The sequence below is a fragment of the Myxococcus sp. CA040A genome (assembly GCF_013336725.1).
Classification (GTDB): Bacteria; Myxococcota; Myxococcia; order Myxococcales; family Myxococcaceae; genus Myxococcus; species Myxococcus llanfairpwllgwyngyllgogerychwyrndrobwllllantysiliogogogochensis.
In genome coordinates, this window is the sequence record NZ_JABUMR010000007.1 from 708,928 (window position 1) to 727,930 (window position 19,003).

16 protein-coding genes are annotated in these 19,003 nt (G+C 70.6%); 7 read left to right on the plus strand and 9 right to left on the minus strand.

The window, feature by feature from the left end; all coding sequences use genetic code 11:
• Window positions 1-631: 631 nt before the first annotated feature.
• From HUA75_RS32845 to HUA75_RS32855, 3 genes are all read right to left on the minus strand, one after another.
• Window positions 632-1,177 (minus strand): GNAT family N-acetyltransferase, encoded by a 546-nt coding sequence (locus tag HUA75_RS32845; protein ID WP_174488618.1) that lies wholly within the window; start codon window positions 1,175-1,177, stop codon window positions 632-634.
• A gap of 423 nt (window positions 1,178-1,600) precedes the next feature.
• Entirely contained in the window at window positions 1,601-2,038 is a 438-nt protein-coding gene (locus HUA75_RS32850; RefSeq protein ID WP_174457462.1) for an organic hydroperoxide resistance protein, read from the minus strand.
• Window positions 2,039-2,333: 295 nt separating this feature from the next.
• Complete coding sequence (locus HUA75_RS32855) at window positions 2,334-3,935, minus strand: S8 family serine peptidase (RefSeq protein ID WP_141645412.1); 1,602 nt, start codon at window positions 3,933-3,935, stop codon at window positions 2,334-2,336.
• Between the two features lie 184 nt (window positions 3,936-4,119).
• Between HUA75_RS32855 and HUA75_RS32860 the strand changes: the two genes are divergently transcribed.
• The gene (locus tag HUA75_RS32860; protein WP_174488619.1) at window positions 4,120-4,905 is read left to right on the plus strand and encodes a HipA family kinase; all 786 of its coding nucleotides are present in this window, start codon (window positions 4,120-4,122) and stop codon (window positions 4,903-4,905) included.
• The gene (locus tag HUA75_RS32865; RefSeq protein WP_141645410.1) at window positions 4,883-5,281 is read left to right on the plus strand and encodes a DUF3037 domain-containing protein; all 399 of its coding nucleotides are present in this window, start codon (window positions 4,883-4,885) and stop codon (window positions 5,279-5,281) included. Before HUA75_RS32860 ends, HUA75_RS32865 begins: the two co-directional genes overlap by 23 nt.
• 22 nt (window positions 5,282-5,303) lie before the next feature.
• On the opposite strand, the gene HUA75_RS32870 is transcribed toward HUA75_RS32865, so the two are convergent.
• Entirely contained in the window at window positions 5,304-5,873 is a 570-nt protein-coding gene (locus tag HUA75_RS32870; RefSeq protein ID WP_141645409.1) for a hypothetical protein, read from the minus strand.
• 237 nt (window positions 5,874-6,110) lie between these two features.
• On the opposite strand from HUA75_RS32870, the gene HUA75_RS32875 reads away from it, so the two are divergent.
• On the plus strand, window positions 6,111-7,109 hold the full coding sequence (locus HUA75_RS32875; RefSeq protein WP_141645408.1) for an endonuclease/exonuclease/phosphatase family protein: 999 nt from the start codon (window positions 6,111-6,113) through the stop codon (window positions 7,107-7,109).
• A 13-nt stretch (window positions 7,110-7,122) separates the two neighbouring features.
• Here the strand turns inward: HUA75_RS32875 and HUA75_RS32880 are convergent, their stop codons facing one another.
• Entirely contained in the window at window positions 7,123-8,052 is a 930-nt protein-coding gene (locus HUA75_RS32880; RefSeq protein ID WP_174488655.1) for a DnaJ domain-containing protein, read from the minus strand.
• A 138-nt stretch (window positions 8,053-8,190) separates the two neighbouring features.
• Here HUA75_RS32880 and HUA75_RS32885 point away from each other — a divergent pair, with 138 nt between their 5' ends.
• The 3 genes from HUA75_RS32885 (at window position 8,191) to HUA75_RS32895 (ending at window position 13,285) form a co-directional block, all read left to right on the plus strand.
• Window positions 8,191-10,833, plus strand: a complete 2,643-nt coding sequence (locus HUA75_RS32885; RefSeq protein WP_174488620.1) for a M1 family aminopeptidase — start codon at window positions 8,191-8,193, stop codon at window positions 10,831-10,833.
• A 186-nt stretch (window positions 10,834-11,019) separates the two neighbouring features.
• Window positions 11,020-12,963 (plus strand): PAS domain S-box protein, encoded by a 1,944-nt coding sequence (locus HUA75_RS32890; protein ID WP_174488621.1) that lies wholly within the window; start codon window positions 11,020-11,022, stop codon window positions 12,961-12,963.
• Between the two features lie 154 nt (window positions 12,964-13,117).
• Window positions 13,118-13,285: a hypothetical protein gene (locus tag HUA75_RS32895; protein WP_174457468.1), complete on the plus strand. Its 168-nt coding sequence runs from the start codon at window positions 13,118-13,120 to the stop codon at window positions 13,283-13,285.
• Here the strand turns inward: HUA75_RS32895 and HUA75_RS32900 are convergent.
• The 4 genes from HUA75_RS32900 to HUA75_RS32915 form a co-directional block, all read right to left on the minus strand.
• A complete protein-coding gene (locus HUA75_RS32900) occupies window positions 13,279-13,881 on the minus strand; it encodes a hypothetical protein (RefSeq protein ID WP_141649189.1) in 603 nt (200 codons plus the stop codon). The genes HUA75_RS32895 and HUA75_RS32900 overlap by 7 nt on opposite strands.
• A gap of 106 nt (window positions 13,882-13,987) precedes the next feature.
• Complete coding sequence (locus tag HUA75_RS32905; RefSeq protein WP_174488622.1) at window positions 13,988-16,969, minus strand: CHAT domain-containing protein; 2,982 nt, start codon at window positions 16,967-16,969, stop codon at window positions 13,988-13,990.
• Window positions 16,966-17,523 (minus strand): RNA polymerase sigma factor, encoded by a 558-nt coding sequence (locus HUA75_RS32910; protein WP_371746246.1) that lies wholly within the window; start codon window positions 17,521-17,523, stop codon window positions 16,966-16,968. The genes HUA75_RS32905 and HUA75_RS32910 overlap by 4 nt, the downstream gene beginning before the upstream one ends.
• A 199-nt stretch (window positions 17,524-17,722) precedes the next feature.
• On the minus strand, window positions 17,723-18,280 hold the full coding sequence (locus tag HUA75_RS32915; protein WP_141649192.1) for a TspO/MBR family protein: 558 nt from the start codon (window positions 18,278-18,280) through the stop codon (window positions 17,723-17,725).
• Window positions 18,281-18,405: 125 nt separating this feature from the next.
• Here HUA75_RS32915 and HUA75_RS32920 point away from each other — a divergent pair, with 125 nt between their 5' ends.
• Window positions 18,406-18,996: a DUF924 family protein gene (locus tag HUA75_RS32920; protein WP_141649193.1), complete on the plus strand. Its 591-nt coding sequence runs from the start codon at window positions 18,406-18,408 to the stop codon at window positions 18,994-18,996.
• The last annotated feature ends 7 nt before the right edge of the window (window positions 18,997-19,003 follow it).

Consider the following 19,003-nt stretch of genomic DNA (forward strand, 5'->3'; position numbering starts at 1 on the left):
GGCATGCCTTGATCCATTTCAAGAAACTCACGATGAACTCCGCCTCGGAGGACGGGCTCATCGCCCGGCCTGATGCAAGGCAACCAAGGTAGTTGTCGCCATGCCCAGACGTCAATCACTGAACACTATTGACGCGCGACTCGGGCGCTCCACCCGAGCCACGCCATTCAGAAACCGCTGCTTCATAGCCATCCGCTCGATACCGCGAACAGACCGAGCCTCAAGGCCACGTCCGCGGTTGGGACGTCGTCGGGTGGGGCAGACAGATGTGAATGACACCATCCCAACCCATGCTCATCCACTCCGTGCCAGGGTCGCTCCTGAGCACGGGGTATTTTCCGTCGGTCAGGAAGTCATCCCCATTTCCGCCTGCCACCTTGCCCGCATATGACTTGCAGTGCATTGAAGTGCACCCGCATTCACTTCCGCCGCTCCGGACACTGCGCCTTGCCCCGACAAGTCCAACCACCGAAGGCGCTGTGACTGGATCATTCCACGCCAATGACACCCAAAAACAGAGACCCGCCCAGGAAGGAAAGGAGCCACGGCGCCGTCAGCGCACCAAGGGACCAGGCCCGCTTCTGGATTCGAGTCCCCCAGCCCGACGCCAACCTTCATCTCCCATCTGTCTTCACGCGCAAAGATTGCGCGTGGGCATCACCAGGAGCTGCTCCCGGGACTCGACGGGCAAATCCAGACGCAGGTACACGTAGCCACCGGGCCGTGCGTCCATGGGCGGAAAGCCCGGCACCTCCAGCGCGCGGAAGCCCAGGGACTCCATGAGCTGGAGCGACGTCCCCCTTCCCCCGCGCACGCAGGTCTCCAGGTGGCGCAGTCCGTCCAGTCGCACGCCCTGACGGATGAGCTCCGTCATCGTCCAGTGCCCCACGCCCTCCCGGCGATACTCCGGCGCGATGGCGCAGCTCACCCGTGCGTAGCGCTCCTCGCGACGGATGTTCGTGAGCGCCGCGAGCCCGATGATGCCCGAGCCCCGCTCCGCCACCGCGAACAGCCGGGTGCCCTCCGCCGCGCTCCACCGGCCGGGAGGATTTCCTCCCGCCTCCGGTCGCAACCACCCGAAGAACTCCTCGATGTCGGGCTCCTCCAGCAACATCCGCGCTGCTCCCGAGACCGCCACACCCGCTACTTCCATCGGAATGAGCTGACGCTCACGCATGCTGACTTCCCCCCTTCGATACCACCCGACTTCAAGGGGCATGCCAGAGGGCCTCCGCAGGGCACGCCACGAGGCCCTCTCCGAGGGGGCGCGTCGGGACGCGACGCACGCGCGTGTCACCAGCACGCGAGCGCCTGGCCAGCACTAGGGGAAACCCCGCGAGTCCCACGGTGCACATCGTGTCCGCCACGACACGGAGGCGCTCAGGCCCCGCGCCAGGATGGAGCACTCACGCACCGGAATGGAGCATCCCCGCGCCACGATGGATCACCCGCGCGCCTCGACACGGAACACTCACGCGTCGCCGCGACACGGGGCACTCACGCGCCGCCGTGACACGGTGCACTCACGTGCAGACACGTTGTGCCCGTGTACCGCCGCGACACGGGGCACCCACGCGCCGCGGCGACACGGGGCCGTCCACTACTCCGCGACGGAGAGCTTCACGTCGATGTTGCCGCGCGTGGCGCGCGAGTACGGGCACACCTCGTGGGCCGCGTGCATCAGCTTCTCCGCCTCGTCGCGGGGAATGCCCGGGAGGATGCCCTGGAGCTCCACCGCCAACCCGAAGCCGCCGTCCGGCGTCTTGCCGATGGTGACGTTCGCCGTGATGCCCACCTCGGGCCCCAGCTTCTTGCCGCCCTTGCCCGCCACCAGCCGCAGCGCGCTCTCGAAGCAGGCGGAGTAGCCCGCCGCGAAGAGCTGCTCGGGGTTGGTGACCGCGCCACCCGCCCCGCCCAGCTCCTTGGGCATCGCCAGCGGCAGGTCGATGACCTTGTCCGACGACTGGACCTTCCCGTTGCGGCCTCCGTGAGCGGTGGCGTGGGCGGTGTACAGCGGCGAAATCGTGACGGGGGCCATGGTTCTCTCTCCTGGAATTCCAGCTCGGGTTCGTAAAAGCGAAACGGTGGACTCAGATAGCGGCGACACGCGACGGCGGGAGCCCCTTCACCACAACCTCAGGCCTGCTCCGTTCAACCCCCAACAACAGGGCCACCCCGTCTCCGACGGGCACCGCGTCCTACGCCATGGCCTATGATTAGGGCTCAATTAAATTGCGCGCAATCAAATCGAGCCCAAAAAAAGTCCCCGGGCCGCGAAGCTGGCGGCGACCGGGGACCTGGGACTCACCCTCTCGAGCGAGTCGTGCGGGGACTCAGCGCTCCGCGACCGTCGTGGGCGGCGTGGCGACGAACTCCTTGGCGGCCTTCACGGCGGCGGCGATGTCCAGCTTGCCGCTGGTGCTCACCTTGCCCTTGAGGTCCGGGTCGACCTCCACCGTCTTCACCAGCAAATCACGCACCTGGGCGGCCGTCAGGTCGGGGTTCGCGGCGAACATCAGGGCCGCGGCGGCCGCCACCGTCGGGGTGGCCATGGAGGTGCCGCTCATCTTCTCCCAGTCGCCGCCGGGCACGGTGCTCAGCACGTCCTCGCCCACGGCGGCCAGCTCCACCACCTTGTCGCCGTGCGAGGAGAAGCGCGCCAGCTTGTCGTTGTTCCTGTCCATGGACGCCACGGTGAGGACGTTGGGCAGGTTCAGGTTGGCGGGCATGTCCGCCACGTTGTTCATGTTGCTGCCATTGCCGTTGGCCGTGGCCGCGACGAGCAGGATGTCCGCGTCCGCCAGCTTCTGCACCGCCGCCGTCCAGCGGGCCTGCGAGGCCGCGTCGCGGTACTCGTCACCGAAGCTGGCGTTGAGGGCGCGGATGTTGGCGCCGTGGTTCTGCTTCATGTTGACCACGTAGTCCACGCCGCGCTCGAAGTTGGTGAGCAGGTCCGCCCCGTCATACAGGCCGCCGATGCTCATCACCTTCGCTTTGCCCGCGGCGATGCCCGTGTTGCCCTGGCCATTGTCCTCGGCGGCGATGATGCCGGCCACGTGCGTGCCGTGGTCCGTCCCCTGGCCCTTCATCACGTCGCCGCTGTTGAAGCCGACGTTGAAGCCGTGGATGTCGTCCTTCACGCCGTTGCCGTCGTTGTCGATTCCGTCGCCGGCGACCTCGCCCGGGTTGGTCCACATGGCGCTGTCCAGGTCCGCGTGCTTGAAGTCCACGCCGCCGTCGAACACCGCGACAATCGGCTCACCCGTGGGCTTGGGCGGCTTGGGGTCCACCGGGCCCGCCGTCTTGCCAGCGGCCTCCAGGCCCCAGCTCTTCAGCGTGCCCGTGTCCGCGCGCGCCTTGTCCTCCACGGACAGCGTCCAGGTGCCCTTGGCCGACTCGCCCTTGAAGGCGGTGCTCAGGTCGAACGTGCCCTTCACGTCGTCCGCGTTGCCACCCTGGCGGTCCGACACCGTCGCCGTCTTGCCGGAGGGGCTGGTCAGCTTCACCACCAGGTCGCCGCGGTAGGTGTGCGGCAGGTCCAGGTTCAGCTTCAGCGAATCCAGCGCCACGTCCTGGTCGAAGCTGACCGTGGACGTCACCGTCTGGAGGTCCTTCACCGCCGCGTTCGGCGTGGCGGAGGCCGTCAGCGTGACGGGCGTGGACGCGTCGCGGCCGGCGATGGAGACCTTGCCAGGGCCGAAGGCGAAGGCCGTGGCCGGCAGCACCGGGGCGCTCGGGTCCGGACGCTGGCCCGTGGGGCGGTCCACGAAGTTGCTGGGACGGGCCGTCTTACCGGAGTCGAAGCCGTCGGTGCCGTTCTTGCCGGGCCGGGCCACCACGCGGGACTCGGTCGTCGCGGGAGCCTCCGGACGGGTGGACTCCTGGGTACGGGTGACGGGCGACGGGAGCGACGTGGGCTTGCGGGTGACGGTCATGATGGGCTCCGTGGGGGATCGGAATCGAACGGCCTGTCACCCATTGTCGCACCTCATCCGGGGCAGTTTCCTCGGGACTGCTTTTTCCACTGCCGGTGAAGCCCTCGTGGGGCGAGGGGGCGTGGTAGAGCGCGGCCCTCGGGCCCCGTGTGGAAGCCGGGCCGAGTGAGGACGGGAGCGGAGGATGCCGAGGACCATCGTCGCCACGCGTTATGTGACGCCCCTGCGCGAGGGGGGCTCGTTGCCCGCCATCGTCGAGGCGGACGACGCGGGGCTGTACGTCGTGAAGTTCCGGGGTGCCGGACAGGGCGCCAAGGCGCTCATCGCGGAGTTCATCGCCGCGGAGCTGGCGAAGGCGGCGGGCCTGCGGGTGCCGGAGATGGTGCTGGTGGAGCTGGACCCGGCGCTGGGCCGCAACGAGCCGGACAGCGAGATTCGGGACTTGCTCAAGGCGAGCGCGGGGCTGAACCTGGCGCTGGACTACCTGCCGGGCTCGGTGACTTTCGACCCGGTGGCGGGCCCGACGCCAGACCCGGCCGTGGCCTCCGCCCTCGTCGCGTTCGACGCCTTCATCACCAACGTGGACCGCACGCCGAAGAACCCCAACCTCCTGTGCTGGCACCGGGAGCTGTGGCTCATCGACCATGGCGCCTCGCTCTACTTCCACCACGCGTGGGAGGACTGGGAGGAGCGCAGCCAGAGCCGCTTCGCGCCCATCAAGGACCACGTGCTCCTGCCCTGGGCAAACGCCCTGCCCCAGGCCCAGGACACGCTGAAGGCCCACCTCACGCGCGAGCGGGTGGAGGCCACCGTCGCCGGAATCCCGGAGGGCTGGCTGCAAGCCGCCGAGTCCCCCTTCCCCAGCGTGGACGCGCACCGCGCGGGCTACGTCACCTGGTTGCTCAAGCGCATCGAGGCCCTGCCGGCCTTCATCGAGGAGGCGGCACGTGCCCGCGCACAGCTCGTTTGATTACGCCATCATCCGCGTCGTCCCCCGCGTGGAGCGCGAGGAGTTCATCAACGTGGGCGTCGTCCTCTTCTGCACCACGCAGCGCTTCCTCGGCGCCCGCGTGGAGCTGGACGAGGCGCGCTTGAAGGCGCTCGCGCCCGATGTGGACGTGGACACGGTGCGCTGCCACCTGGAGAGCTTCCGCCGCGTCTGCGAGGGTGGCAAACACGCGGGCCCCATCGGCCAGCTCCCCCAGAAGGACCGCTGGCACTGGCTGGTGGCCCCGCGCAGCACCATCCTCCAGACGGGGCCGGTGCACTCGGGGCTGAGCCAGGAGCCCCAGCAGGCCCTGGAGCACCTGCTGGACACCGTGGTGCGGGTGAAGCGCGCGCCATGACGGCACGCGCGGCGCTGGGGACCTACTTCACGCGGCGACCGGTGAAGCGGACCTTGGCGGTGCACTCCTCCAGGTCCACCGTGTCGGTTCCGGCGCCCTCGTATGACGTGGCGCGCGCGTCGATGAAGCCCTCGATGGTGTCGTCCTCCAGCGAGTCGTTGGCGATGTAGAAGCGCAGCACGTAGCTCACCGACGGCGTGCCCGCGCCCACCCCGGGCACGCTGCGGAGGTGGACGTATTGGAACGGCCCGCTGTCGGAGGTCGTCCCGCCGAGGACGTCCGGGGCGTCATCCTTGTCGACGATGGCCTGGTCGCCCCGGTGCAGCGTGAAGGCGACGTCGGGCACCTCCAGGCTCGTGGCGCCATACTCCTCGGCGCGCACAATCCAGCGCTGCTGGAGGGCGAGCCCCGAGGGTCCGCCGGTGCCCGGAATCGGCTGGGCCTCCTTGTCCGTCTTGTCGACGCACGCATAGGGGACGGCCTGCGCCTGGGCTTCGTCCAACGTCACGTCGTACTGCTCCTGCTCGAACTTGCCGCAGCCGGTCATCACCAGCATCAGCGGCAAGCCCCACTTCCTCGCGACCTTGAACATCGCTGTGTCTCCCTCGAGGAATGCCCCGTGCCGGCCCTTCGCGCGCGGGACGCCCGCCACCCCGTCGGTCAGGCGGGCGCCTCCATCCTCGGGGGAAGGAAAGCACGGCGGCGGCTGCACGGCGAGCGCGGGCCAGCGTCGACTGTTTGACGGGAGGCCGACCGACAAGGAAGAGAGGGCGCGACGCCCGGGATGTGAGTACCTTCTGCCTGTGCCCGGGACGGGCACGGACCTCGTATGCCCGACTCCTCGTTGCGTATCGTCACGTACAACGTCCGCTATTTCGGCCACATGCTCCGGGGCCTCGCGAGCACCGTGGGCCCCAAGCGCCGCGTGGCCGCCGCGCTGGCGTCGTTGGACCCGCTGCCCGACGTCGTCTGTCTCCAGGAAGTGGAGACGACGTCCTTGCGCAGCACCATCGCCCACCGGCCCAAGCTGCCCGGCGAGACGCAGTTGATGGCCTTCATGGGGCGCATGGAGGAGACCTTCACCGCCCAGGGTCGGGAGATGCCCTACGAGGCGTTCTACTTCCGCGCCCACCACTACAAGCTGGGCGAGGTGTCGCTCTACACCACGGGACTCGCGGTGCTCGTCAACAAGCGCACCCTCCAGGTGGACAAGCACAACGTGGACGCGCCCCAGGCCATCACCCACCACCACGTCCAGCGCCTGAAGGACCGCAAGCAGAGCCGCATCTGCGCGCACATGCGACTGTTGCGGCGCGAGGACAACCGCCCCTTCCACGTCTTCAACACGCACCTGAGCCTGCCCACGCCCTTCGCGCGGGAGTTCTGGTCCACCAAGGACAAGATGGGCTGCGGCGTGAACCAGCTCCACGAGGCGCGCAAGCTGGCGGACTTCGTGGGCATCCTCTCCGCGCAAGAGCCGTTCGTCGTCTGCGGGGACTTCAACTCGCCGCCGGCCACGCCCGTGTTCCGCTACCTCACGGGCGACGTGCGCTTCACCTGCGCCCAGGCCGCCGTCGGGCAGATTGACCCGAACGTGTCGCGGGGCTTCCCCACCGCCGGCTTCATGCACATGCGCATGCACCTGGACCACATGTTCTCCGGCGGCGGCGTGCGCTGGCTCGACACCCAGGAGACCAGCCCCTTCGGGGACTTCAAGAGCCGCTTCCACGGGCTGTCGGACCACATGCCCATCGTCGCGCGCTTCGCGCTGGAGTCCGCGCCCGCCATCCTCGCCCTGCCCGGCGCGCCCGTGCCCGACGTGGGCTGAGACAGCCACCCGCTCACGTCCCCGACTTGAGCTCGCCCTCCACCTCTACCCACGCCTCCAGGATTTCGCGCGTGCGGCGCTCCGCCAGCTCCTGGAACTCGGGCGCCAGGTGCGCCACCTTGTCCGGGTGGTAGCCGGCGATGAGCGCGCGAAACGCCTTGCGCGCCTCGTCCAGCGACATGTCTCGCGCGAGCCCCAGCACCGCCCAGGCGTCCTTCCGCGCGGGCATGCGGAGTGGTGCGCGGGTGCCTCGCGGCGGAGTCGCCTCCGAGTCCGCCGCATGAGTCTCCCGCGTGTCCTGGCCCGATGCATCATCCCAGGGCCTCGACGACTCCGAGGCGGCGGCCTGCTCGGGTCTGACGCGCCGGCTCCCTCCTGGAACGCGCGAGCCCTCGCCACCCGCGCGGCGGCGCCAGCCTTCATCGTCCGGCGGGGGCCCTGACGCCTCCGAGGCGCCGGTGCTCGCCGGGCGACGAGGGGACCTGGGCGCGCGCTCCGGCCGCTTCGTGCCGGGCTTCCTCGCCGGGTCCGGCGCGGGGACTCGGGAGGTGAGCTGGCTGAGCGCGTCCTCCAGGAACCACAGGTCGCTGGCGGGCAGGCCGTGCTTGCGCACCACCTTGCGCGGCCGTCCGTCCTCCAGCAGGAGGTAGCCGCTGGTGACGGCGTACGCGTCGTCCCGACTCTCCGGGTAGAGCCGGTCGCCCAAATCCCCCAGCGGGTCCCTCCACATGCCGTCCGCGGTGCCCTCGTCCGCCACCAGCACCTGCGTCAGCACGCGGCCGTGGAGGAACTCCAGGGTGGCGAAGGGCTCGCGTGCCTCTGGCGAGCGCATGGCCGGCCCATGACGCACCCCGGTCACGAGCAACAACCCTCGCGTCCCATCCACATGGGCGAAGAGCTGCTCGCGCACCTGCTTGTCGGAGAAGAAGAGGACGAACTGCACGGTGGACAACGTAGTCCGAAGCGCCCCCACCCGGCAGATGATACGTCCGGTGCCCCCGCGCGAGGGTGCAGGGAGAGACAGTGCGGCGAAACATCGTCTCGACGGTGGCTCGCGCTTGGGAAAGAGTCCTCCCTGCTTATGCGCTGCTGCCACCGTCACTCCTCCGAGCCCGCCCTCCCTCAGTCCCGCGCCTTTGGCCTGCCTGGCGCCACCGAGCACTACGCCGCGGAGCGGCCCGTCCGCGCCGAGCACGTCCGCATCGAGTTGGAGCTCGACTTCGAGCAAGGCCGCGTCACGGGCGTCTGCACCACCCGCGTCTCCGCCGTCCGCTCGCTGTCCACCCTCACGTTCGACGCCGTGGACCTGGACGTCTCGCGCGTCCTCGTCGACGGGCGCCCCGCCCACTTCTCCAACTCCGGGACACACGTCCGCGTGGACCTGCCCTCGCCCCTGGAGCCCGGTCACGCCGCGGAGGTCGCCGTCCACTACGCCGCCCGTCCGCGCCGGGGCCTGTACTTCTGGGGACCCGAGGCCGCCTATCCGGACCGGCCCCGTCAGGCGTGGACGCAGAATCAGGACACCGACGCGCGCTGCTGGTTCCCCTGTCTGGACACGCCCGCGCAGAAGGCCACCTCGGAGCTCATCGCCACCTTCCCCGAGGGCCTCACCGCGCTGTCCAACGGCGTGCTCGTGAGTGACAACGTCCAGGACGGCCGCCGCACCCAGCACTACCGGATGGAGCAGCCGCACGCGCCCTACCTCGTCACGCTCGCCGTGGGCGACTTCGAGGAGCTCACCGACACGTCGGGCACCGTGCCGCTGCGCTACCTCTTCCCGCGCGGCCGGCGCGAGGACGCGCTGCGCTGTGTGCGCCGCACCCCGGAGATGATTCGCGTGTTCCAGGAGGCCACCGGCGAGCCCTACCCCTGGAGCGGCTACGCGCAGGTGTTCCTCACCGAATTCATCTTCGGCGGCATGGAGAACACCACCGCCACCAGCCTCACCGACTCCGTCCTCCACGACGCGCGCGCCCACGCCGACTACAACGCGGAGCCCCTCATCTCCCATGAGCTGGCGCACCAGTGGTTCGGCGACCTGCTCACCTGCCGCGACTGGCCCCACGGCTGGCTCAACGAGGGCTTCGCCACCTGGTTCGAGGTGTTGTGGAAGGAGCGCGCCGACGGTCAGGACGAGGCCGACCAGCACCGCCTCGCGGACCTGGACGCGTACCTGGGCGAGGTGAAGGAGCGCTACGCGCGCCCCATCGTCTCGCGCCGCTTCCACGCGCCTCTCGATGTCTTCGACCGGCACCTTTATGAGAAAGGCGGCCTGGTCCTCCACGAGCTGCGCCGCCGCCTGGGTGATGCCCTGTTCTTCCAGGGTCTGCGCCACTACGTCTCCCGCCACCGCCATGGCTCGGTGGAGACGGTGGACCTGTCGCGCGCCTTCGAGCAGGCCACCGGCCACAACCTGGACGCCTTCTTCGACCAGTACGTCTTCGCGCCCGGCCACCCGGAGCTCAAGGTGGAGGTGCGCTACGAGGCCGAGGACCGCCGCCTGCGCCTCAAGGTGCGGCAGACGCAGCGCACCGACTCCGGCACGCCCCTGTTCCGCCTGCCGCTGGACGTCCTCGTCACCACCGACGGCCAGGACACCTCGCACCGGCTGGAGGTGACGGACGCGGAGCACTTCTTCCACCTGCCCTGCCCCACCGCGCCCACGCAGGTGCGAGTGGACCCGCGTCGCGATGTGCTTGGCACGCTGGAGGTCGACAAGTCCGTGGGCCTCTGGCTGGAGGAGCTGCGCGCCGCGCCGGAGTCGCGCGCTCGCACCGAGGCCGCGCACGCCCTGGGCCGGGACGGAGGCTTCCGCGCCGTGGAGGCGCTGGGCACCGCCCTCACCGACACGCGCCTGTTCTGGGGCACCCGCGCCGCGAGCGCCAGGGCCCTGGGCCGCATCCGCACACCCGAGGCCCGCGCGCGCCTGCTCCTGGCCCTGCGCGCCGAGCACCCTCGCGTGCGCCGCGCCGTGGTCGCCGCGCTGGGCGAGTTCCGCCGCGACGCGGAGGTCATCGCGCTCCTCCGCGCCCTCCTGCAATCCGGAGACACCAGCTACTTCGTGGAGGCAGAGGCCGCGCGCAGCTACGGCAAGCTGCGCGCCGCGGACGCGCTGACGGTGCTGGAGACGGCCGCCACGCGCGCGTCCTTCCAGGACGTCATCGCCGTGGGCGCCATGGACGGGCTCGCCGAGTCGCAGGACCCCGCCGCCTTCCCGCTGGTGGAGGCGCGCACCGCGTACGGTCAGCCCGCCTTCCTGCGCCGCGCCGCCACCCAGGCCGTGGCGAAGCTGGCGGAAGTCGCGGGCCGACAGCGCGAGGCCGTGGACCTGCTCACGGAGCTGCTCCGGGATTCGATGTTCCGCGTGCAGATGGGCGTCTTCGAGGCCGCGCGGACGCTCGGAGACCGGCGCATCGTCTCCGCCCTGGAGAGCACTCCCATGAGTGATGCCCGCGCCCGGCGCGCCGCCCGGGAGACGGTGCGCTCGCTGCGCGAGGGTGAGCCCCAGGCGCGGGAGCTGGCTTCGCTGCGCGAGGAGGTGGACGCGCTGAAGGACGTGACGCGCGCGCTGCGGGAGCGGCTCGAGGTGCTCTCGCCCGCGAGCCCCGCGCCGCTGCCCTCGTCGCCGAAGAGCGCGAAGAAGAAGGCCCCGAAGGCCCGGAGCAAGCAGGCTCCAGCGCGCAAGAAGGCAGGCAAGCCCGGAGCCAGCGGCCGCCGACGCTAGGCACCTCCGCGCGTCCGGCCGCCCAGCACACGAACGTGCCGGGCCCGTGCAGCCCAGGAACGTGGGCCGACGCGGCAGACGGCCCTGATGGCTACCTGTAGGCAAGGGGACGGAAATCCCTCGCGAGTCACGTCGTGGGTGCCAGCGGTCGCCAAGGGCCGGCCGACGCGGGGCCCAGGGGAGAACATGGCCGGAGCCAACGCCGAGCTCAGCGCCTGGCTGGATGCCGCCGTCGACCCGCTGGTCGCCTGCGACGCGAACGAGCAGGTCTGCTTCCTCAACCGCGCGGCCGAGCGCCTGTTCGCCTGGAAGCGCGAGGACCTCCAGGGGCAGCCCGTCTCCCGACTCTTCCCGGAGCGCATGCGGCGCCATGAAGGCCAGAGCCTGGTGCGCTACCTGCTGTCGCGCAGGGACGCCCTGGAAGGTCGCCCCACCCGGGTCTTCGCGAGCCGTCGCGACGGCGTGGAAATCCTGGTGGAGCTCACCGTGGGCACGTCGGGCCAGGGTGACGACGAGCGCATCGTCCTCAGCCTCCGACGCCTGCACGAGGTCATCGACACCTTGCGCGAGCCGCTGGAGCACCCTCGCCACGCAGGGGCGGCGAGGCTCGTCGAAACGCGGGCCCGGGGGGAAGACCTCTACCGGCTGGTGGTGGAGAACGCGCCATTGGGCATCTTCCACTACGACACCTCACCCGTCATCACCGCCTGCAACGAGCGCTTCGTCACCATCCTCGGCGCCACCAAGCGCATCATCGTGGGACTGAACCTCCTGTCGCTGCGCGACGAGGGGATGATGCGCTGCGTGCGCGAGACGCTCGCGGGCCGGAGCGCGGACTACGAGGGCGACTACGTCTCCGTCACCGGCCACAAGGTGACGCCCGTCCACGTGCGCTTCGCGCCTTGCTACAACGACGCGGGCGCCGTCGAGGGCGGGGTGGGCATCGTCGAGGACGTCTCCCAGCGGCGGTTCGCGGAGCGGGAGCGCGACGAGAGCCTGGCGCTGCTCACCATGCTCTTCGACAGCGCGCCCGTGGGCCTGGGCTTCGTGGACGCGCGGCTGCGCTACGTGCGCGTCAACGAGCGACTGGCGCGCATCAACGGCAGGCCCGCCGAGGAACACCTGGGAAAGGACCCCCATCAGGTGCTGGGCCCGGGCGGGCCCGCTGTCGAGGAGATGCTGCGACGGGTGCTCGAAACGGGCGAGCCCGTGGTGGAGGAGGAAGTGGACACGAAGGTGATGGGCGTTCCCGGCCCACGGCGGCTGCTGGCGGGCAGCTGCTATCCGGTGCGCGCACCCGATGGGCGGACGCTGGGCGTGGGCGTGCTGGTGGAGGACATCACCCAACGCAAGCTCGCCGAGGAAGAGCGCGAGCGGCTGTATCACGAGGCCCAGCAAGCCATCCGCGTGCGCGACGACTTCCTGTCCATCGCCTCGCACGAGCTGAAGACACCCCTCACCCCGCTGAGCCTCCGGCTGGCCACCCTGGAGCGGAGGCTGGAGCGGGGAGAGAGCGTGGACCCCACCCTCCTGCGCCATGCGCGCCAGCACCTCTTGAGGATGACAGGGCTCATCAATGACCTGCTGGATGCCTCGCGCATCGAGGCCGGCCGGCTCGCGCTGCACCCGCAGGCCACGCGGATGGACAGCCTGGTGGAGCATGTCCTCCAGGCCATGGACGCGCAGCGCGGTGGCCACGAGCTGCGCTACCAGCGGCCCGAGAACGCCGTGCAGGTGTTCGCGGACCCGTACCGGTTGGAGCAGGTCATCTCCAACCTCGTGGAGAACGCCTTCAAGTACAGCCCCGACGGCGGCGTCATCCAGGTGACGTTGGAGACGCATGGAGAGCTGGCGCTGCTGTCGGTGAAGGACCCGGGCATCGGCATCCCCGAGGACCAGCAGCGGATGCTCTTCGAGCGCTACTTCCGAGCCCGCAACGTCTCCTCCCGCTCGTATGGGGGGTTGGGCCTGGGCCTGTACATCAGCCGCGACATCGTCGAGCGCCACGGCGGTCGAATCTGGGTGGAGAGCCAGGTGGGCCAGGGGTCCACCTTCCACGTCGCCCTGCCCCTGCTCAGTGGAACCTCCGCCCACCCGCCCGCCACCCAGCCGGACCGGCACGTTCACTGAAGCTCCGCCACCCTCGCATCCGAAAGAACTACAGGCCCGCCTGTCCATCCCTTCGCATCCCAGGGCGCCAATCGCCTGGATTCGCGGGCCCCAGGCGCTGGCACGCGGGCTGCTCTACCGAGAGCCAGAGGATGAACCCGAGAGGAGCAGGCACATGACGACGGAAACGGCTGCTTGGACTCGCGACAATGACGGTTGGCTCGTGCGGGTGAAGGTGGGCGGGCGCATCCAGGAGGTCCGCTGCACCACGGAGGTGCAGGCGCGCTACATCGCGGGCGTGCTGGCCTTCAATCCGCCTCCCGCCTCGAAGCTGCGTCACTGAGCCAGGCCGAGAGGGCCCGTGGGCGGGCTGACCAGGTACGCGTCGAGGTGGTACCAGTTGTTGTACGCGACCTTCCACGCGCCCTCGTGGACACCGGGCAGGGGGATGAGGGGGCCACCAATCTGGCCGCTGGTGCCCCAGGTGAAGCCCATGTCCACGCCGCTGGACGTCTCCTGCACGGTGAGGTCCGTGGCGAGCTGGGTGTTGAACCGGCGAATCTCCGAGTTGGTGCCGGACACCCAGAAGATGATGCGGTGGGCGCGCACGTCGAAACCGAACGCGTAGAAGGCGCCCGAGTTGCTCGGGTCCGTGACGATGACGGTGTGCGCGCTGAGCAGGTAGGGGCTGTGGGGATACAGCGGCGTGCCGGTGGGGATGCTCGACAGGGGCGTGGGCGCGGTGGGGATGGCGTACGGCGTCCCGGGGATGGTGCCCGGGCAGTAGTTGGACAGCGGCGGAGGCACGGGGAGCGCGTGCTGCTCGGTGGAGCCCAGGGCCGCGAGGTCCTCGGAGGCCGACACGTCGGAGGGGTCGCCACCGCAGGCGGCGGTGGACAGCGAGAGGATGCAGAGCAGCGCGGAGCGGAGATTCTTCATGGTGTGTTCCTCGGTGTGAAGTGACACGTCGAGCGTCCACGGCCCTGGGGAGCCGAGGTCGCCTGTGTTGGTGTGGCGGTGGTGAAGTGAAGCGGTGAGGGCCGGGCTATTCGAAGACGACGACTGTCTTCACCCAGCTGTCGGGCCGCGCGGACAGCTCGCGCAGGCGTTCATCCCGGAGCGCGGTGGCGGCGCTGGCGCCGGCGCGGATTCGCTCCATGACCCGCGCGAAGAAGGGCCCGGCTTCGGCGTCCGGGATGTCGATGGGTGAGGCGATGACGGCGCGCGCGCCCGCCTCCGCGAAGGCCACCGGGAGGCTCCATGGCGCGTGGAGATACGGCGCCGTCCTCGCGGCCTGGCAGGCGCCGAGCAACACCACCGGCGCGCCCTTGAGCTTCTGCTTGCGCACCTCGCCCGCGGTGAGCGCGTAGCGGCCACCGGCCTCGGGCGCCATCACCAGCAGCGATGCATCCGACACGCCCAGGTTCACCAGGCCGTGCGCGTGAATCTCCACCTCGGTGGCCTCGACCAGCTCGGCCAGCAGGCGCGACGGCGTGGCGGCCGCGCCCGTCAGCTCCACGCGGCGCGGAGACGGCCCCCCCGACAGCTCCCAGCTGCGCAGCCGGGGCAGGCCCAGCGAGGCGGGGGCATCCACGTCGTAGACCACCAGCGGGCGCGGCGCGGACACGCCAGGCGCCGTGGGCTTCCGGCCCGTGTCGTAGCTCCAGGCGAGCTCCGGCGGCAGCAGGCCCGCCTGACCGTGGACCGGATACCGCGCGAACACATGCACGTGCTCGCAGGGCTTCAGCGCGGAGGCCATCGCCGGAGGCACCAGCGCGGCGACGTCGAAGTCGGGCGAGCGGCGGCTCGCATCCTGATGACCGAGCAGCTCGCCCGCGGGGCCTCGCGCGGCGACCAGGGTGCGCTCGTCATGCACCTCCACGCCCAGCGCGCAGCGGGTGGGAGCGGCGACGCCCGTCTCTTCCGCGAAGAGGGTCAGCGCGCCCGCCCAGTCGCCGGTGGAGCCCGCATCCAGGATGAGGGACGAATAGCTGTAGGCGCGGGCCTTGGCGGCCACCGGGTCCTGCGAGCCCAGGCGCGCGCCCTCGTCGATGGCCTTTCGCAGGAGCGCGCGGCCCGCCTCGCGGTCCGAGCCGATGACGGCGCGCCCCTCGATGTGCGTGGCGATGACCTTCTCGCCCGGACGCAGCCAGCCCGCGGCGTCCAGCTTCTTCAGACCCTCGCGCACCTGCTCCACGTCCCCGGGCTTCGGGTCCAGGCGAGTGAGGTCCGCCAGCACGAGGCCGCCGTTGAGGAAGAAAGGCACATCGCAGCTCGGCGCCTTCTGGAGCTCCTCGCGCGCGGCTTTCGGCTGGAGCGCGAAGACATGCAGGGACGCCAGGCTCTCGTGGACATGTCGCCGGGCAGAACAGCTCCTGTCACGCAGGGCCTGCTCGCCCAGATAGGCACGCGTCAGGGCGAAGGCGTTGCGGAAGCGCGCCAGGTCGCCCAGCACCAGCAGCAGGTCCGCCTGGAGCTTCCACTCCTGCGACTGGCGCGCCCACTGGAGGCCCGCCAGGGCGTGCTCGCGCGACTCCACCAGCCGGTGCTCGTCCTTGTAGATGTGCGCCAGCAGGTGCTCGAGCTGACCGCAGCGGTAATCCGCCTTCGCGCTCTCGCACGCCGACACCGCGCGCAGGAGCCGAGCCTCGGCGCCGGCCAGGTCGCCCCGGGCATACTCGGCCAGGGCGCGCTCGCGCTCCACGTTGAGCGTCAGCCACGCATCGCCGAGCGACTTCGCCGCCTGCTCATACACGTCCAGGTGCGCCGGCAAGCCACCCGCCAGGGGCAGCAACCCCAGGAGGATGTCCTGGTGCGGGGACCCGGCGAACTCCTTCGCGAGCGGCGCCAGCTTCGCGCCATCGAACTTCCCCAGCAGCACGTCGCGGAACCGGTCGGCCAGCGGCGCTCGGCGCTGGAAGTCGAGGGTGGCCACGCGCTCGGCGTAGCGCGCCATCGTCTCTCCGCCGTAGTGCGCATCCAGCACCCGCGCGAGCGGCAGCAGGGCCTTCACGTGCTCGGCGGACGGGGCCGTCCACACCGCGATGTTGAACCAGTTGCGCGCCGTGCCCGGCACCGCGCGCGCCACCTCGTCGGGGAAGGGAGTGCCTTCCAAAGCCAGCACCCTGCCGGCCTGCTGCGCGGACTCCCACGCGCCCCGTCGCCCGTCGAGCTGACGCCGCAACACCGCCGCGCGCTCCTTCGCCTCCTGCGCCCAGCCCGCCTCACCGAGCAGCGCCACCGCGTCGAAGGCCTCCGCCGCCAGCGCATCCAGCCCCAGCTCGTGCAGCACCAGCGCGCGGTTCCACAGCGCCTGCGCGTGCTGGGGGTGCTTCTCCAGGACGCCGTCCAGGAGGATGAGGGCCGACTCCAGCTCGCCCTTCGTCAGCGCCACCACCGCCCTGTCGCTGTCCACGTCCGGTGACGAGGACGCGCGTTGCAGGTAGTCCGCCGCCTGCTCGCGCTCGCCGCGCAGCAGGTGTCCCACCGCCAGGCCCTGCAGGTCGCCTTCGGCTTCCAGCTTCGCCAACATCTGGAGGGGCACCAGCTCCCGGGGGCGCTCGTCACCGGAGCGCAGCACGCCATAGGGCCGATGCGCGCTCGCGCCCGCCCAGCTCAGTCGAGCCTCCAGCGAGCGCGTGGGCGCCAGGGCGAGTAACTGCGTCTCATCGCTCCCCGTGTTCCGGGTGCGCAGCACCACCACCGCGAAGACGGCGGCCAGCGAGCCGGACAGCGCGGCGGCGGCCACCCAGTTGCGACGGCGGCTCCACGCGGGACGGAAGGCCCTCACGGGCGCGGCCTCCACACGGGACGCAGGCGCCACGGCTCCACTCACGGCCGCCTTCGCGTCCACTTGCGCCAGCTGCCCCCCGAGCGCCTGGAGCTGGAGGATGTCGTCCAGGTCCGCCTGACACGTCTCGCACGTGCCCAGGTGCTCGCGGAACGCATCGGCCTCTTCCACGGACAGCTCGCCGTCCGCGAAGGCATGCACCTGGTCGTGGATGTCCATGGGCTCCGGAGCGCTCATGGCGTCTCCGCCTTGCCGGTGCCACCGGGCATCAACAGCTCCTTCAGCTTGCGGCGCGCACGGATGAGGCGCGTGCCCACGGTGGCCTTGGGAATCCCCAGGCGCTCCGCGATTTCCTGGTAGGGGCGCCCCTCCAACGCATGGAGGCGGTACACCGTGGAGAACTCCTCGGGGATGCGCTCCAGGGCCTCGCTCAATTGCTCGGGGCCAATGGCGGCCCACGCGGGCGCGGCCTCGGGCTCCGGCGCGGCGATGCGCTCCTCCAGCTCCTCCGCCGACACATCCGAGCGGCGCTCACGCGTCCGGGAACGACACCGGTCGATGAAGAGGTGATGGAGGATGGTGAAGAGCCACGCGCGCCCGTCCGTGCCGGGGCGGTAGCGGGCCAGGTTGCGCAGCCCGCGCTCGAAGGTGTCCTGGACCAGGTCCCTGGCGTCCGTCGCGTTTCCGCACAGTCGGAGCGCCGTGGCGTGCAACGCCGCCTCGTGCTCCCGGGCGAAGGCCGCGAACCAGCGGCTGTCCAGGGTCGGCGTTGAGAGGGGCCTGCTTTCCACGTGGGGTGCAGGCTGGACCGTCCTGTCCGTGCCCGTCAAGCCCTGAGACCGTGCTCGGCGGGGGAGTGCGACGGGTATTTGCAGGGCGAAGGCATCCATGGCGGCTTGCCCCACTCAACGCCGCCCCCTCGCCATCTTCCCGAAGGAATTTCCGGGCGAATTCATCCGCCCCCATCGGGGCCCTCCAAGCGGACGGGCTTCAGGCCCCCGCCTGGGGATTGCGCCGGACGATTTCGCCATTGAGGACGTTGGCGAAGCCCACCCACGCAAGATACGGCGCCACCAGCCACGCGGCGGGCCGGTCCACCTCGCGCGTGGCGGCGATGTAGGCACCGATGCTGCCCAGCAGGGCCACGTTGTCCGCCAGGGCCTGTCGGGGCTGATGCCGACCGAAGAAGAGCCAGGACCACGCGGCATTCAGGCCCAGTTGCACCCCCCACCATCCCAGCGCCCGGGAGCGAGAGGGCCCCGCGGGCGCCGTCCACACCCGCCAGCCGGAGATGGCGATGAGGGCATAGAGCGCCGTCCACACGGGCGCGAAGGCCTTGGGCGAGGGCTGGAAGGGAGGCTTGCGCAGGTGTCGGTACCAGCGGGTGTCGGCGGAGCTGTGTCGTGCCCCCAGGACCGCCGCGCCCAGCGTGAGCGCGCCAAAGGCGCCCAGCGCGATGACGGACTCGGTGCGCAGCGTGGGGTTGAGGGCGGCACGCTTCACCGGCCCCGGAACGGTTCGCGTCGAGGGCTCCCACGGGGTGTGCATTGGACGTTCTCCCACGCGCGATGCGCGCCAGTGTTCGGTGCAAGGTGGTGATGGCCCGCATCGCCTGCCACCCCTGTTGACTGTTGGCGGGTGGGCGCTCTATCGAGCCTTTGGGGAGGAACGACATGGTGAGCGCGGAGGAAGTGCTCGACTTCTGGTTCGGTCAACCGGCGGACCCGGCTCGCAACCCGGCCTGCATTCGTCCTCGCGCCGCGTGGTTCCGGCGCGACGCGGCCTTCGACGCGGAGTGCCGGGACCGCTTCCTGGACGCCCACGAGCGCGCGGCGGCCGGGGAGCTGAGCGCCTGGCGGAATGAACCCCGCAGCAGCCTGGCCCTGGTGCTGCTCCTGGACCAGCTCCCCCGCAACATCTTCCGGGGCACGCCGCGCGCGTTCGCCACGGATGCCATGGCGCGCTCGGTGGCGCGTCACGCGCTGGCGCGGGGCCTGGACCTCACGCTGCCCTCCGTGTGGCGCTGGTTCATCTACCTGCCCTTCGAACACAGCGAGGAGCTCTACGACCAGCGGCTGTCGGTCTCCCTCTTCGAGATGCTGACGCTGCATCATTCCGGCAGCCACGAACCGCTCGACTACGCGAAGCGCCACCTGGATGTCATCGCGCGCTTCGGCCGCTTCCCGCACCGCAATGATGCGCTGGGCCGTCCGTCCACGCCCGAGGAGACGCGCTTCCTCCAGGAGCCGGGCTCATCCTTCTGACGGACGC